Genomic DNA, 15,398 nt, shown 5'->3' on the forward strand with positions numbered 1-15,398 from the left:
GCCTGAACCTCCGCACGCTCTACAGGCGCCTCAAGTCGCTCGACATTGACTAACTACACTCTCTGACACTTATGTCACAGATAAACGCCGTTGCGGGATGGACTGCCAATATTTGCCAAAATTTGCAAATTATGCGCAGAAAATGACAAATATAGAATTTCTTTAGCCAATTTTGTCTTTTTTTCTTGTCAATTATGACATTTACCAGTATTCACTGATTGGTTGGGCCCAGGCCCGTAAATTGTCAGGTTGTATGGCGAGATGGAAACTGCGCAGACGGCAGGAGGTTATCTCATACGTGAGGAGGTTGGCGGTGCGGCAGTACTCTCGCCGGCCTCTAGCGGTGTGCGCATCCCTGTCCGCCCCGGCGCGGTGTACCAAATCTTATCCTCTCTATCACTCGAGAATGTCTCAATTATTTCGGCTACCAAGAGCGGCCAGGACCTTGTCGTCAACTTAGAAAACGGGGGACAACTTGTATTTGCGGGTTATTTTGACGACCCGCGCCCAGACAGCCCGAACGCTCAAGCGGAATTCGATCAGAACCTCCCGCTTCAGTTGAGCGCCCTAGACTACCAACTGGAGCCGTCGCCAGTTATCGCGCCACCACAGCAGCCGATCACAATTGGCGCGCAGCCAGCCCCCAATTACCCTGTAATGTGGCCGCAGCAGGGATACTTTCCTCCCCCCCCATATGCCTATGAGGATGACGACGGCTGGGGTGACAATATTCTGGCATTGGGCGGGCTGGTCCTGGGTGGACTGGCGCTGGCCATGGCGGGCTTGAGCGACGATGGCGGGTCGCCGATCGTCAACAACAACAATGCCGGCGGGGGTGGCGGCGGAGGCAGCGGCGGCGGCAGTAGTGGAGGTGGTGCGGACCCAGACCCCGCCTCTGTGAGAGGTGTTAAAGTCACTCGAGATGATGACTACTTCACGACTGGGGAAACCATCTCCATTCAGGTTACATTTGACGACAAGGTGACGAGCTCAAACGCGGCGGCCCTAACCTTTGAATTCAATGACGGCGACTATGTCGCCGAATACAAGGGAGGGGTCGGAACTAATACGCTCACGTTTGACTTGGTCCTCAATGATGCAATCGCGTTAGAGACTGAGCTTAAAATTGGCGACGCCCCCCTGAAACTCAACGGTGCGACCCTAGTCGACGACACGAACGCGCTCGATGTCACCTTAGCGCCATTTCCCGCTCTAGCTGGACAGCTCTTTGTGGAGCCGCAGCCCAAGATTACTGAAATTACGGCCGTGCCCGACAACGGAGAATTCTTCGACGACTTAGACGCGGGCACAGTGATTACATTTTTTGTCAAATTTGACCACGCAGTGTCATATGCGGGGGATAATCTTAACTTAGTGTTAAACACTGGCGATGCTGGCGCATCGTTTAAGGATCAAATCGGTCCCGACGGTCAGGAAGATGCCAAGATCCTCAGGTTTGAATACACTCTGGCTGACGGTATCGACGCCAATTCTGACAACAGGGAGTTGATTCCATTTGCGTTTAACGAGAATGACGGGGATAAGGTCCTCAGTGCAAATGGCTCGGATGCGCTCGTCCAGATTGAAGATGACGTGCAGGACACCTTCGCAAATGTTCACGAAATCAAGTATGACTTAGACCAGCCCGAAATTGTCAGTTTTGCACTGGTCGCCGACAGTTTAGTCACGGATGGCACCGTAATCCAGCGTCCCACGGACGGGCTAGGTGGTGTCGATCGGAATTTGTTAAAAGTGTCGGGTGTCGTGGAGGTCGTATACTCCGAGGCAGTAGCCACCGAAGATGGACCACCAACTCTGGCGATTGACGGCCTCTATCTTGACCAGGGTGCCGACGCCATAATGGCAGAGGTGCAATATGATGAGGACCTCACTCGGCCTAATGTGGATTCGCCACCCCTAAATGGATCACAAAAATATAAGTTCACTGACCTATATGTGGTGCTTGACGATCTCAATGCCCCGAGCGACGTCTCCCTGACGGCGATCGGCGGCATCAATTTGAATATGGGCCGTGTCGTGGGCGAGGTCGGCGTGCCGGCATCTGGTCAATTGCCCGACAACCCCTCGGTCGGGGCGGTAGAGATTACAAAAGTTGCGGATGGCTACCAGGTCTCGGTGGGCGCTGGCCCGTTTATTGAGGCCTCGGTCGCCATCAAATTCGAGGAGTTTGGCGACGGTCTTGAATTTACTGATGGGGACAGTGCACACCAGTTCCAAATTGCGGCCGCTGAAGATATCAACGGCGCAGCGGTGAACTATCTCGATGAGTTTACCGGGCTCTACAAAGACCTGTCATTTGGGGGGCAGGGCGGCGAGCCAGTGCTGCGCGCCTTGATTGTCGACGGTGAATTAACCAGCGATGTGTTTCTCACCCCACTCTCCGAGCTTCACGTCCGCGCCGTGGAGGCGTCGGGTGACGTCAGCGCAACATCCATAAATGACAAAAAGAGCTTAATATCGCAGTTTTTTGGCGCCTCTGACTTTGTGAATACCGAGGCAAGCTTTATCAACCAGACGGATGACGGCGGCGACCTTGTAGCGCCCGCGGATGCTGAGACCGCGGTCGCCCTGGCCGCCTTGTCGACTATGGACGCCGTGTCTGGCTCGCTCTGGGCAACCCTCGACATCCTCACGCCCATTTTTGCGGGCACTGCCACGGAAGACCAGTTGGCCAGTGCAGAGGTGTTGCTGACGGCGGCCGCAGACATAACCGCATCCGCAACGGGCGTGGGCTACGACGCCTACCTAGACCAAATAGACGCGCTGTTTGGCCAACTCCAGGAACACTTGCGGGCCGTAGAGCCGTCAAGTGATGAGTTGGTGCTCTACTCCGACGCCCTTGAATTGGATGGCACCGAGGTCACCTATTCCCTTGATGGCATAGACCTGTCCTCTCTCAACACGTCCACGGGTTCCGATGCGACGGCTCCAAGTCGGGACGAAGTTGACAATTCACATGAGCTTCAAGTGCCTGAGGTGCATTACAGCATAGAGTATAAGGAGTGGGAAATTGAATAGCCCTGCCTTGCTCTATAGCCGACGGGATCGGTTCCCCACCAGCGTTGGGGTGTTGCGGAAGTTAATTATTTCTTGCCTCTTCCTCCTGCTCGGGGCCGCCCCAATTAAGGCCGACTTGAATGCATCCTACTCAGTCGGGGACATGTTTTTTGCGACCTATGACCTGCCCCGCGGCACGCCAACTGGTGTGATACGCCTCGCAACTATTGAGGAGTACCTTGCGCTCGGTGCCGACGCCCCAGTCTTCCACAGTGAGATAAATGTCACGGACCGTGCCGGCACCATTGGCGAGCTATTCCTGTCAACTGGGACGGTCGTGAGTGACCCCATGTTTGAGCTGTTATTCGTAAGGTCGGACACTGCTGAGGCGGTCGACTGGTATCGGATTGAGGCGGCCAACGGCAGTGTCCGCATTCAGGACCTGACTTACTCCGAGCCCACAACCGCACGTGGGCCCGCGTCCCCCAGCCGGATCCCCTCAGACTATAACGACGTGAACAGAGAGGTCGCGGCGTTGCTGGCCGAGGTGTCGAGGCAGCTGAGTGAAGTAAACACCACCCCCGTCGATGCCGAGATCGCGCCAGGCGCGCCAGGCGAGCCGTCACCCGATTTATTGCCAGAGCCATCCGCCCCAGCGAGCGTAACCACCGGAGGCCACGATGGCCCGCACCCGTCAGCCCACTCCGGCGCCTATCTTCCGGAAGGCCAGCCGCTGGCTATTGTCTCTGAAGTGCATTTGGCCACGGCAAATTTGAAAAACTTTATACTCACTATACTGGTCGCGGGCCTGGCCCTGCTCCTGGCCATCGCCCTCGTCCTCTATAAAACGAGGGCGATGGTGGCCGCGTCGGGCAATCAACAACAAACAGCGCAACCCGCGCCAAATGCCCAGCCGGATCAGGCGTCGGCCTCGCTGACTTTCTTGAATTATATCAAAGAGGAAAATCGGCGGAACCAAGAGACATACCTAAAGTCGATCGAGTTGCTAGCCAACAATAAACAGGGCGCGGGCGTATCCGACCAGGTCAAGCCACAGAATGCATCACAGCAGGCGCCAGAGCGTGCGGCGGCGCGCGAAGAGCAGTTGCAGGTTCGCACGCCCTCCACAAATCCGCCGCCCCCCCCCCGGCGCATTATGCAAGCAGGTGCGCCCACGGCGGCCGCCACTGAGGGGCCGCAGAATGTGTCGGACAAGGCCGCGCCCCAGGCAGCCGCCGGCGCGATAAGTGCTCAGGTCAAAGAAAAGCTCGACCTCGCTGAAGTCTACAAGAACATGGGCGACATATTTGTCGCAAGCAATCTTCTTCAGGAAGTAATAAAAACCGGCAATGCAGCTGAAGTTGCGAGCGCCCGTGCAGCGCTTCAGAAAATTGGAGAAACCTGAAATGATCCCCATTAATATCATTCGACAGTTTTTCAGTCTCGTCGCGCCAAATGTGAGTTTGGACGGCCTCTCGAGCTTGCACGACGAAGTCTCAAACAATTCAGGTTTGACGCCAGTTCAGTCGATAGATTTTCTGCTCAAGAAGATGTCCGAAGAGAAGTGGAAGGTATTCCATCAGTCAATTTCCAGTGTCAGTAGAGAGCTCTTACCCGGCCTCCTATTCATCGGCGGGGGGTGGAGTATCATCACGGCCGACGATGAAGGAATAAAAGTCGAGGACGAGACTGGTAGTGTCAAAAGTTTTGATGACTTGGACGATGTGCCGGTCAGTATCTTCGTCGGGCTGCAAAATGAGCAACAAAACAGCGAGGCGCGGGAACTATCCGAAGAGGGCCTCGAAGAGGGAAGTTACGAGACAATTTTCCAGATAATTCGGCGCCACGCACTGGCCCGAAAGCGTTGGATTTATGATGTCGTAATTGCCACCGTGATGGTAAACGTCTTTGCCGTAGTCACGTCAATGTTCGCCATGCAGGTCTACGACCGCGTGGTTCCCACGCTGGCTTTTGCCACGCTCTACACTCTGGCGGTGGGTATGTTGGTCATCTACGCCACTGATTTTTTGTTGAAAACGTTTCGCGCCAGGCTGTTGGACGCCAAGACGTCCTACATTGACCAAGCCGTTTCTGAGGATGTGTATGACCACTTGATGTGTGTGCGGATGGACCGGCTGCCAAATCAGCTGGGAACGCTGACAGGTCAAATCTCTGGACTGGAGAGCGCACGACAATTTTTTACGTCGTCGGCTGTGTTTGTACTGGTCGATTTTCCATTTTGTTTACTTTTCATAGCCATGATTTACCTGGTCGCGGGGCCCGTGGCACTCGTGTATTTGGCATTTCTAGTCATCTCACTGATAGTTGGCGTCATCTCCCAAAAAATGTCGCAGAGATTAATCAAGCGCATCACCTCAAAGAGCAATGAAAAATTGGGGTTCCTCGTCGATTCCATACGCGGGCTGGAGGCAATAAAAACGTTCGGCGGCAAGAAAGATGCGACTGAGCGTTGGTCCTCCTTAAACAAGGAGATTTCTACGTTCAGCTTGGCCCAGAAGGGCATCTCCACAACATCCACAACCCTGGCGTCGACAATCGGCCAATTCGCCTACCTGACGGCGATCATCTTTGGGGTCCACCAGATTTCTGAGGGATTAATGACCCAGGGCTCGATGATTGCCGTTAGCATTTTAGGCGGCAGAGTTTTGGGCCCAGCCGGGCAGGCGGTCAACCACCTAATTCAGTTCGAGACTACGCGCCAGACGATGGAGTTAATCAACGGGCTCCTCAAGCTGCCACGAGAGCAGATGACGTCAGAAAAGCCCGTCATGCCCATGCACCGCGTGGGGCAGGTGGCCCTACGCGACATTAGTTTTTCCTATCAGGGGCAAGAGGCGCCGCAGCTACAGATCCCCTCTCTCGACATAAAGGCTGGAGAGCGAATTGCGCTGCTTGGGTCAATCGGATCTGGCAAGTCGACGCTCATCAAGTTGCTGGCCCGCCTGTATCGCCCGACGCAGGGCAACATAAAAATTGACGGTGTTGATTTGTGGCAAATTGATGAATACTTCATCAACAACAACTTTGGCTATCACTCTCAGTCGCCCGAGCTCTTCAAGGGCACGCTGAAAGAAAACCTTCTGTTTGGTCGCAGCCTCTCAGACAAGTACCTTGTCTCGGTGGTGAATGATCTGGGAATTGATCGGATTGCTGATCAGTCTGATAAGGGCCTCGATCGGCCCATATCCGAGGGAGGGTCCGGCCTGTCGGGCGGCCAGCGTCAGATGATTTCGCTTGGACGAGTTTTGATCGGCAGCAAGAACATATGGATTTTTGATGAGCCCACCGCGTCCCTCGACAATCACAGCCAAGAACTCTTTGTTAAGGGCCTCAAGGCACGAATGCGAGCCGACGATATATTAGTCTTTAGTACCCACAACATTAAGCTTGCCATGGAACTTTCGAACCGCATCATCGTTCTGGAGGATGGAAAAATTTCTAAGGATGCCCCCACGAGCGCCGTTCAAGTCCGAAAGACCGCCTGATGTCGTTAAACGTGCAGAAATCTAGGGACCGGTCGATTGGGATATGGATTATTTTCATATTCTTCGTCGCATTTATAGTTTGGGCCGCACTGTTCTCGCTTGAGAAGACGGTGCGCGCGTCGGGCTCCGTCATGTCAGAGTCGCGGGTCCAAATTGTCCAAGCTGTTGATGGGGGCACCATATCAGAAATTTTGGTGCGCGAGGGCGACATCGTGGCGCCAGGTGACATTCTTATCCGCTTCGACCAGACGCGTGTCGCCGCCCAGTCTAACGAAATCCAAGCCCGCGTGGATGCGCTGCAGGCGAGGGTCGCCCGCCTGAGAGCCGAACTCACCTCGTCGGCACCAGTTTTCCCGCAAGATATCCAAAATCGAAATCAAATAATTGAATTGGAATTGGCGGTGTATCAGCGGCGCTTGCAGAGGCTGTTGGACCAAACCTCCGCGCAAGAGGGTCTCGTGGAGATTGCCAGGGACGAATTTGATATTGTGTCGGACCTCTATGACACTGGCGATATTAGCCGAAGTGAGTTTTTAACGGCGCAGCGCACACTCCTGGAGGCTGAAGCTCAATTAGACACGATCGCCAACGAGTATTTTGAGACCGCGTCGCAGGAACTGGCTACGTCCGAGACAGAGCTGGCCCAAAACCTGCAAATTTTGACAGAGCGGCAGTCCGTCCTCGGGGATGCGGTCCTCACCTCTTATGTCCATGGCCAAGTAAAAAATATAAGCTTGGGCACGCTTGGGGGAGTTGCGCGGGCGGGCGACGAGCTGATGCAAATTGTGCCCACGGGCGACACACTGTTCGTCGAGGCTCGTATCCGTCCCTCTGACATCGCCGACGTGGACGTGGGAGATCAAGTTTCGCTGCGGTTTGACGCCTTTGACCCGTCCGTTTATGGGTTCGTAATGGGTAGCGTCATTTTTGTTTCGGGGGATACCATCACGGAGGATGCGCCCCGCGGGAACGGTGAAGATAGTTTCTACGTCACGCACATTAGCTTGACGCCGGGGGCTGACGGCCAAATAATTTCTTCAATCGGGAGGCCGCTCGAATTGATGCCTGGGATGGTGGTCCAAGCAGACATACAGGCTGGCCAGCGCACCGTGATTGAGTACCTGCTGCGACCCATTCGTAAAACCCTGCAGAACTCTATGACCGAACGCTGACGCGGGCTAATTTGATATTTTCTTGTGAGAATTATCCTGCTACCAACGACGGGGTCGGGTGATCTCCGTCTGAAATTTTTAGAAGTGATTATATCGCGGGGGCGTGTCTGTGTATTGTTTTCGTAAGCTTCCCAAATGGTTTTTAGGTCGGACAGTCGTTTCGCTCGGAATTTTATGTTTTTGTGGGTCTATCGCTGGCGCTCAGGCGCCAGACATAAGTACCCTCGCCTCAGAGTTGGCACGGTGTCACCCGGAATTAGTTGCCGCCCGCGCGCGCGTAGACGGCGCGAGAGCCTCAGTTGATCAGGCGAGGGCCGATCGGCTTCCCACATTCTCAGTGTCCGCTGGCGCCTTTGTGAATGATGACCAGTCTGACGACAAGCAGGCATCCCTGAACGCGACGCTTCCTCTTGTCACATTCGGACGCCAAGAGGCCAGCGAACGCGTCTCAGCAGTGCGCCTGGCCTTGGCTGAAGGGGAATACTCTCAGAGCGTCGCGGAGCACATAGAGAAGCTAGTGGGTCTGTGGACCGCGCGTGACGCAGATCTCCAACGTATTGAGATATTTGAGGAAAGTTTGCTTGCAAAGCAAGGCTTCATCGAAGTGATCGAGAGGCGGGCTGAGCAGGGAATTAGCTCAGATGCAGAATTGCGTGACGCCCGGACCGAGTACATTGCCGACATCACGGAAGTAGAGAATTTACGCCTGCAACTGCTTGATGTTGAAGCTGACATTTTAGCTCTGTCTTGTGAAAACGTGGAAATACGCCGCGTGGTCTGGACAACGCTACCGGTTCAAGCGTCAGATATCATCATAGAGAACCACCCCGACTACGTCGTCCAGCAGCGGCAACTGGTCGTGGCAGAACGCGAGGCTGACTTAGCATCCGTAGAGGGCAATCCCACCCTCCAGCTCGAAGGGCGGGTCGCCTCAAACAACAGCCAGGACGTGTCCTCCCGACTTGGTCTGACAGTCAGTTATGAGTATGAAAGTTTTGGGCGAGGGCGCCGAGCCGCGGTCGCCCAAGCCGATCTGCAGGTTCGTGAGGCTGAAAACTTATTGCAGTTTTTGAGAATTGATTTGGGTCAGCAGGCCACGTCTAATTTTCAACGGCTGGGGCAATTTAATAATAACATTGTGCCCGCTCTGCAAAATGAGCTGCTCAACTTCCAGGAAGCATTTGACTCGTCGCAGAGGCTTTATGAGGCCGGGAGGATGACGGTCAGGGAAGTACTCTCAGATATCAATAGCGTTAAGCAAACGCGATTGGATCTGGCCGATGCACAGCAACAAATTTGGTCCATCTACAATGATCTCGCATATGCCTCAGGCATATACACTCAGTAGGCTACCCAGAGCAATCTGCCGTGGTTGGTTCGCACAACTGTCAGTGTTTTTGTGTGTTGGCGTCACTCTATTATCCTTATTGTGGCCAGATGGGGCGAGGGCGCAACCCACTCCCGAAGAGCTCCTCATAGAATTCCACGGCGCAGACATCCCGCCCGAGGAGTGTGTGAATACTGACCGCCCAGAGGAAGCCTTGTCTTGCTATTGGGATAATGGCTTTCCGTACGCGTCTCTCTGCCCGCAATCACTATATTCGCAGCAAGAGGAGATTTGTTCGGGGCCCCGGGTGCGCATCGCGGATTTTAACTTTTCTGACAAGATACCATTCCGGAATAGTTTGATCCAATCACTGGGCGGCTTCGAACGCGGTCAGTACTACAATCACCGGCAGGTTTTGTATTTTATCGGGGTGCTACGCGATCGGCTTGGCGTTACGGACGCAGAGATCACTTTTGAGCAGGCCGGATTGAGCTCAGTCAGAATGCTAGTTGATGGTCGCGCGCCAAGAAGCTCGATCAGTGCTGGATTTTACGTAGATAGTTTTGACGGCTTCGTTGGCACACTTACGGGGCGCCATTTTGTCGGTAGAAACGCTCCAGGATTTCTTGAATATTATCTGCAGGGCGCGTCTAACGGATTGAGCGAGGTTGGTGCATCAATACCGATTTCCGTGCGCCCAGAGAGCACTACCCGTTTAAGTGTGAGGGCTTACGACGCAGAGGGCCGCTATGCCGATTTGCGGGGAACCAGTCTGAGCTTCAGTGTTGCACAATATGCATCTGAAGCCGTGCAATTCCCAAGAATTGCGTCTTACGGCGGTGAGATCGTCGACGAGACTTTCAGCGCCGCGGGCTTCATCCCCAAAGACGATGAATACCTAAGTGTCTTCTTAAATTGGGAGTTGGATGCCCCCGATTTTTTTGACGATAATAACCTTCGTTTAAGCGCGTATTGGTTGGCAGGTCAAGGCGTCACCTCCAAGCTGAGTTTTTCTGGGTCAGGCCTGAACGATCTGTCGGATAATACTGAGGCCGTGCTTCGAAATTTTTCACAAATGGAATTGATGTTAGGGTCGATATCAACGGCGCCTGTAAGTGAGCGCATTTTCCTCGGGGGACGGAATTTACGTGGCTTCTACCCGAGGGAGATTGGCCGCACGACAAACGGAGATTTTAACGATTGGGGCGAGAGGTGGTCTCTCACATCTCAATTTGAATTGCTGTGGCCGGTCTATGGAGAACTTAGTGATGTGTCAGTGGGCGTGCACGCCGATCTGGGTCTAATTTCTGACGATAGTTTTGATATCGCGAGCTATGGCTCTGTGGGCTTGATTTCAGAGCTCGGCTCTTTTGAGGGCGTCCGTGTCCAACTGACATTATCGAGAAATAATTTCTCTCGGAATAAGTTCGCACTCTCTTTAAATATTTTAAATTAAAGTGCCGACTTCAATCGTAATGGCAACGCTGAGCGTGCGGCTCGAACATTTGAAAGTCAAAAGATCAGGTCCATTACGCCTCATTTTACGCTCTGGCGGGAGCTATTTTTGTCCAGACGTTGTGCTCTGCCTTCTCAAGGTATCGAGCCAATACCGTGGACGTGCGCCAACCACCGGCACGCATTATGGCGATACTGTCGTGTCCCTGTCTGAGTAGTTCCTGCGCGGCGCCCACTCGGAGTGAGTGCGCGCTGAAGTTATTCACGACCCACTGGTCGTACCCGGCCGCCCGCGCGCTCGATTTGATGATATTTTTCACCGTGGAGCCCGAGAGCGGCCGATTGATCGCCACGCCGCGATAGATCGCGCAAAATAAGGGGGCGATCTCCCCGCCACGCCACTCCAGCCAGTCGCCCAAGAGACAGGCGGAGCGGGACGAGGTGAATGCAATTCTGCCTCGGCCGAATTGGTCAGCCTTCGAGCGGCGCAGCATAACCTCCAGCGTGCCGTCGCGGCGCCAACTCACATCCTCGCCGCGGAGGGCGGTGATCTCTGACCGGCGCGCCAATAAGTCGTAGCCGAGCGAGAGTAGGGCCCTATTGCGGAGCCCCCAGGGCGTGTCGGGCTGCACGTCTAGGAATTTGTGCAATGTGGCGAGGCTGAGCCCCCGAGCCTGCTTGGGCCGCGTCGGCCGCGCCCGAGCGATCCGGCGCAGGCACAATTCGACTTCTGGACTATTGGTGGGGTCAGACACTCCCGCCAGCGTAAAGACACGGCGGGCGCTGTAGACACGCCGCACGACAGTGCCATGACACATGCCACGCTCCGCCTCATGCTCCAAGAAGTCACACACGCTCTCGGGTGACAGGGCATCCCAATTGAGGTCATGCCTCACGCACCAGTCGACTAACGTGCGCATGTCGGTATAATATGACTTGATCGTGGCGGGCGCGTATGCGCCGTTTAGGCGTCGAATATAGGTTTGCCAATCAATTTGGTGGAAATCTCTCATAGCGCTAATATGATATTAAAGTGATCATAATGCAAGTTGATAAAATCACCGCTGAACAGATAAAAGCGGCCAGGCACGCGATTAGTTTGAGCAACCTCGAAATTGCCCAGGCTACTGGAATTGGAATAGCGACGCTTCGCAGATACGAGGCGTCCAGCGGTGTCCCAAAATCACGCAAAGGCCACCTCGAGTTGCTAAAGACATTCTTTGAAGCCCGCGGCATTGAGTTCGTGGGCGCTCCCGACGAGGGCCCGGGCATCCGGATATGGGGCCGGGATAGCGGCTAGCGCGGTCGCGTCAAAAGCTCTGGCGGTTTCCGCTTAGAGCGGAGCAATAGGCCCCCAATTTGTGAAGTTCCCGCTCACTATTACCTCATGTCCAGGGCCTGCAACGGTTCGGGACCAGACCCGGCTCAGGGTCGCGATATCCCTCACAGCTTGCCCGCCATGAGATAAACGCTAATTAATACTACAACTAGTGTAGAAGAGGGGCGTGCCGGATGAACTTTAAGGCATTTAAAATTCCAGTGTGTGCCGCGTTAGCGTCTGTAGCTCCCAGTTTCTCGATCGCCCAGTCGGGCCTGGCGGACGCCTTCTGCCAGGCCTACATGCCCGTCGTGGAGCAGTCTCTCTACATGCGCGATCAGGGCATCCCCATTGGCGTGTCGAAGGACATGGCCGACTCCGCATTCGACACCAATCGCGAGCTTTGGCTGTGGCTAAATCAGGCTATCGACCTCGCATACCAGGACCCGGGTCTCGTCCGCGCGGCCATTAGCGACGGGCGCATGATGCAGAGCTGCGTCGCCTCCGTGCGCGGATATTGAGGGCGGGCCGATGAAGTTTTCAGTCTCAGCCCTAATAGGCCTCGCCCTGGTCACATTCGCGGGCCCGGTAGCGGCGGCCTGCGGCGCCGGCGAAGTCTCCGTATTCTCCTGCTCGATCGCCTCAAACGGCAACCGCCTCGAGGTGTGCCGATCGGACACGTGGCTGGGATACAGCTACGGACCCGCCAAGGGCAGCCCCGACCTCGAGCTGTCTGCAGACATCTACACTGACTTCCGCCCGTGGCTCGACGGCGACGCCGTGCGCGAGGACGTATTCCGCTTCCGCAATGGCGACTACCGCTACGACGTCATCAGCGGCCTGACCGCCTCGGGCAATGACGACGTGGCCTACGGCCGCGTTGACGTCTACCAGAACCAGGACCGGATCGCGTCTCTCGAGTGCAACCCGTCCTCTCTGATGACCCAGTCGACGGCCCTCTACGAGGAGCTGGACGGACTGGCGCTCTGCTGGAATGACGGCCTCGACCGCTGGGCTGAGTGCCCCGAGGCGGAGCCCGAGCCCGAGCCCGAAGTGGGGTCGGTGCCCGGAAAGCCACCCCTGCCAAGCGCGGGTGACACACCGGCCCCGGGCAAAGTCCCGCAGCCACAGGCGCCTTCCGACCAGCCCGCCCAGCCAGTGGACGCGGGCAGCGACACGCTGAACACGGTGACCGAGACCCAATGGACGCTCTACGGCACGCCGTCCTGCGGGATTGGCGGAGAGGTGACCGACTACCAGCGCTTCCTACCAACAGAGTACTACAACGTCATCACTGGCAACGAGAACCATGCCGACGACATGCGGGTGGAGTACTTCCGCGTGGACGAGGCCCGCCGCCGTTTCGAGGCCAGCTATTCAACCTGGGTGGCCATGGCCCCGGCCCACCCCTGGACGATTATAGAATACGTGGGCGTGCTGCAGGCAGACGGCTCCATGGAGCTTTCGACAGTGATACAGCAGGTCGACTTCGACACCGTCAACGACCTCGTCCCGCGCTACGACACGACGCGCGAGGAGGAGACGCTATGGCCCTGCGACAACCTCCCCGAGGCGTCGGCCGGATCCGATGGCGCGACGCGCGTACTCGTCCAAGTGCCCGACGGATTAGACCCTGACGCATATGACAGCTGCGACGCGGTATTCAGTGCGGCCTTCGAGGGGCTGGACGTGCCAATTATGACTGTATTCGAGCAGGTTGACGGGACCTGGCAGGCCGAGAACTTCCACACGGCCCACTGCGAGGAAAACAGCCCGAACATGTGCCCCTTCATCGGGGGTGAGTGGACCCAGAACCCCCGCGAAGTCTCATCAAACCCGCTCGTGCTAGAGAATACCATTGACGGCTGCACGAGCAGCTACGAGTTCATTCTCGAGGGGCGCGCGGGCGTCGCAAACGGCTCGAGCCGCGGCGACTGCGCGTTTGGGGGTGAGCCCTTCACCTACGCGGTGATCGACTGCGCCCAGTGACCACCCGCGCCCGACCCGCGCGTGAGGGGAGGGCGCGAGACACCACTCGGAGCAGTGACGCGCCCGGAACGCGGTTCAGCGGAGAAAATTCTAAGCCGCTGAAACCACTCACTGAAACGCGTTCCACGCGCGTGTGGCTGCGTGCTCAAAAATTTTTCCAAAAATTCGCGCAAGACACTGAATTCATTGCGAATATAGGCGTCTTGCGCGCGCGGCTGCGTCTTTGAAAAATTTTCAGGATTTCTAAATTCCCGATAAGGTCACAACCCCCTCACACCCCCTCCACAATCTCGCGCATGGCGGTGAGGAATTGTGCGACTTCGGTTTCGGTGTTGTAGTGGCACATCGAGACGCGCACGGCGGCGTCTAGACCCAAGGGGGAGAGCACGTTGCCTGAATAATGATCCGCCTTGCGGGTATGGGTGCGGATGCCGCGTTCGCGCAGTTTGGTCACAATATCAGGCGCGGCTTGGCCCTTGACGGTCAGGCAAACCAGACCCTCGCGGGCGGGGTTCTCGAGGCCGCCGATGATGTCGACTTCCGCCATATCTTTGAGGCCTTTGATATTGCCAATGCCGTTGATCATGGCATCGGTGAGGTGTTTTTCATGGGCGTGGATCGCCTCGCCTGCCGCGACAATCCGCGCGCGGGGATCGGTCTGATCTGAAACTGCACCGCCGAGCCAGACAAAATAATCCACCACATCGGAAAAGGTCACATAGGCGCCCGTATCGCGGGTGCCGAATTCCCACGGGTTTCCGGGCGCATCAATCAGATGTTCGTGCTTGATCGCATGAAGCCTGTCGCTGACCCAAGCCACGCCATAGCCATGACGCGAGAAGACCTTATAGGGCGAGATGACATAGCCATCGACATCATAGCTCTCGATATCAAGCCTGCCATGCGCGGCGTGCTGGATGCCATCAACGATGATGATGCAATCAGGCGCGATTTTGCGGATTTCGGCGGCAATGGCGCCCACATCCACCCCCATGCCCGTGACGGGCGAGGTGTGCAGGATCGTGGCCACGCGGGTATCTGGGGCGATTTCGGGGCGATAGGCCTCGGGGCCGACTGTGCCCGTGGCGTCATCATGCGCGACAAGAATATGGGGTTTGCCCGCCACTTCGGCCCAATGGGCGGCGGCACTGCGCGAGGCGGGATGTTCCAATGTGCTGCCCAAAACGCGGCCTGCGCCCGTGCCCACAATCGCGGTTCGGATCAAGCGAAACAGCAATTCTGTGCCGCTTTCGCCAACGAAAAACTGCCCCTTCGGTGCGTTGAAAAACAACCGCATATCGGCCTTTGCTTTGTCAATCAGCGCCACAAGGGCATGGGCGGCAGGGTTGTCACGGCCTTGATTGTCGGGGATGGCGGCGAATTTGGCCGAAGTCTCGACCACAGAATTCAACGTCAATGCACCGCCTGCATTCTCGAAAAACACCCGAGGCCCTTCAAAGGGGCAGTTGTCCACATGGGCGAAGCGACCGCGAATTTCATCCAACAAACCCGATTTTTCACTCAGCATTTGACCATTTCTTTCTAGACAGTAAGGTTGCGCCTCTTAGGGCAGAGGGCGATAAAACGTCCCAAATCAGCGCGCCTATAGGAGT

Annotated in this window: 10 protein-coding genes; 8 read left to right on the forward strand and 2 right to left on the reverse strand. The window is 56.0% G+C overall.

The genetic code is table 11. The features are described from left to right. Positions 1–261: 261 nt before the first annotated feature. The 6 genes from AAC620_RS11520 to AAC620_RS11545 all read left to right on the forward strand — a co-directional run bounded on the left by AAC620_RS11520 (position 262) and on the right by AAC620_RS11545 (position 10,479). Positions 262–3,039, forward strand: coding sequence for a hypothetical protein (locus AAC620_RS11520; protein ID WP_340245146.1), 2,778 nt, complete (start codon positions 262–264; stop codon positions 3,037–3,039). Then, positions 3,032–4,423, forward strand: coding sequence for a FimV/HubP family polar landmark protein (locus tag AAC620_RS11525; RefSeq protein WP_340245148.1), 1,392 nt, complete (start codon positions 3,032–3,034; stop codon positions 4,421–4,423). The genes AAC620_RS11520 and AAC620_RS11525 overlap by 8 nt, the downstream gene beginning before the upstream one ends. Next, complete coding sequence (locus AAC620_RS11530) at positions 4,368–6,524, forward strand: ATP-binding cassette domain-containing protein (RefSeq protein ID WP_340245150.1); 2,157 nt, start codon at positions 4,368–4,370, stop codon at positions 6,522–6,524. Before AAC620_RS11525 ends, AAC620_RS11530 begins: the two co-directional genes overlap by 56 nt. Next, positions 6,524–7,696 (forward strand): HlyD family efflux transporter periplasmic adaptor subunit, encoded by a 1,173-nt coding sequence (locus tag AAC620_RS11535; RefSeq protein ID WP_340245152.1) that lies wholly within the window; start codon positions 6,524–6,526, stop codon positions 7,694–7,696. Before AAC620_RS11530 ends, AAC620_RS11535 begins: the two co-directional genes overlap by 1 nt. Positions 7,697–7,805: 109 nt before the next feature. After that, on the forward strand, positions 7,806–9,044 hold the full coding sequence (locus AAC620_RS11540) for a TolC family protein (protein ID WP_340245154.1): 1,239 nt from the start codon (positions 7,806–7,808) through the stop codon (positions 9,042–9,044). Positions 9,045–9,381: 337 nt separating this feature from the next. Then, positions 9,382–10,479, forward strand: coding sequence for a hypothetical protein (locus AAC620_RS11545; RefSeq protein ID WP_340245156.1), 1,098 nt, complete (start codon positions 9,382–9,384; stop codon positions 10,477–10,479). Between the two features lie 85 nt (positions 10,480–10,564). Here the strand turns inward: AAC620_RS11545 and AAC620_RS11550 are convergent, their stop codons facing one another. After that, positions 10,565–11,491, reverse strand: a complete 927-nt coding sequence (locus tag AAC620_RS11550; protein WP_340245158.1) for a tyrosine-type recombinase/integrase — start codon at positions 11,489–11,491, stop codon at positions 10,565–10,567. A gap of 499 nt (positions 11,492–11,990) precedes the next feature. Between AAC620_RS11550 and AAC620_RS11555 the strand changes: the two genes are divergently transcribed. Both AAC620_RS11555 and AAC620_RS11560 read left to right on the forward strand, forming a co-directional pair. Then, positions 11,991–12,317 (forward strand): hypothetical protein, encoded by a 327-nt coding sequence (locus tag AAC620_RS11555; protein WP_340245159.1) that lies wholly within the window; start codon positions 11,991–11,993, stop codon positions 12,315–12,317. 10 nt (positions 12,318–12,327) lie between these two features. Then, the gene (locus tag AAC620_RS11560) at positions 12,328–13,785 is read left to right on the forward strand and encodes a hypothetical protein (RefSeq protein ID WP_340245160.1); all 1,458 of its coding nucleotides are present in this window, start codon (positions 12,328–12,330) and stop codon (positions 13,783–13,785) included. A 271-nt stretch (positions 13,786–14,056) separates the two neighbouring features. Here the strand turns inward: AAC620_RS11560 and AAC620_RS11565 are convergent, their stop codons facing one another. Continuing rightward, positions 14,057–15,313, reverse strand: a complete 1,257-nt coding sequence (locus AAC620_RS11565) for an aminotransferase class V-fold PLP-dependent enzyme (protein WP_340245162.1) — start codon at positions 15,311–15,313, stop codon at positions 14,057–14,059. Positions 15,314–15,398 lie beyond the last annotated feature (85 nt).

The sequence above is a fragment of the Roseobacter sp. HKCCA2468 genome, from assembly GCF_037805105.1.
In the GTDB taxonomy this organism is placed as follows: domain Bacteria; phylum Pseudomonadota; class Alphaproteobacteria; order Rhodobacterales; family Rhodobacteraceae; genus M30B80.

Excerpts from the sequence above, each read along its gene's own strand:
- AAC620_RS11520 (WP_340245146.1), top strand. The coding sequence starts at position 262 with ATGGAAACTGCGCAGACGGCAGGAGGTTATCTCATACGTGAGGAGGTT.
- AAC620_RS11530 (WP_340245150.1), top strand. The coding sequence starts at position 4,368 with ATGCAGCTGAAGTTGCGAGCGCCCGTGCAGCGCTTCAGAAAATTGGAG.
- AAC620_RS11535 (WP_340245152.1), top strand. The coding sequence starts at position 6,524 with ATGTCGTTAAACGTGCAGAAATCTAGGGACCGGTCGATTGGGATATGG.
- AAC620_RS11550 (WP_340245158.1), bottom strand. The coding sequence starts at position 11,491 with ATGAGAGATTTCCACCAAATTGATTGGCAAACCTATATTCGACGCCTA.
- AAC620_RS11555 (WP_340245159.1), top strand. The coding sequence starts at position 11,991 with ATGAACTTTAAGGCATTTAAAATTCCAGTGTGTGCCGCGTTAGCGTCT.
- AAC620_RS11560 (WP_340245160.1), top strand. The coding sequence starts at position 12,328 with ATGAAGTTTTCAGTCTCAGCCCTAATAGGCCTCGCCCTGGTCACATTC.
- AAC620_RS11565 (WP_340245162.1), bottom strand. The coding sequence starts at position 15,313 with ATGCTGAGTGAAAAATCGGGTTTGTTGGATGAAATTCGCGGTCGCTTC.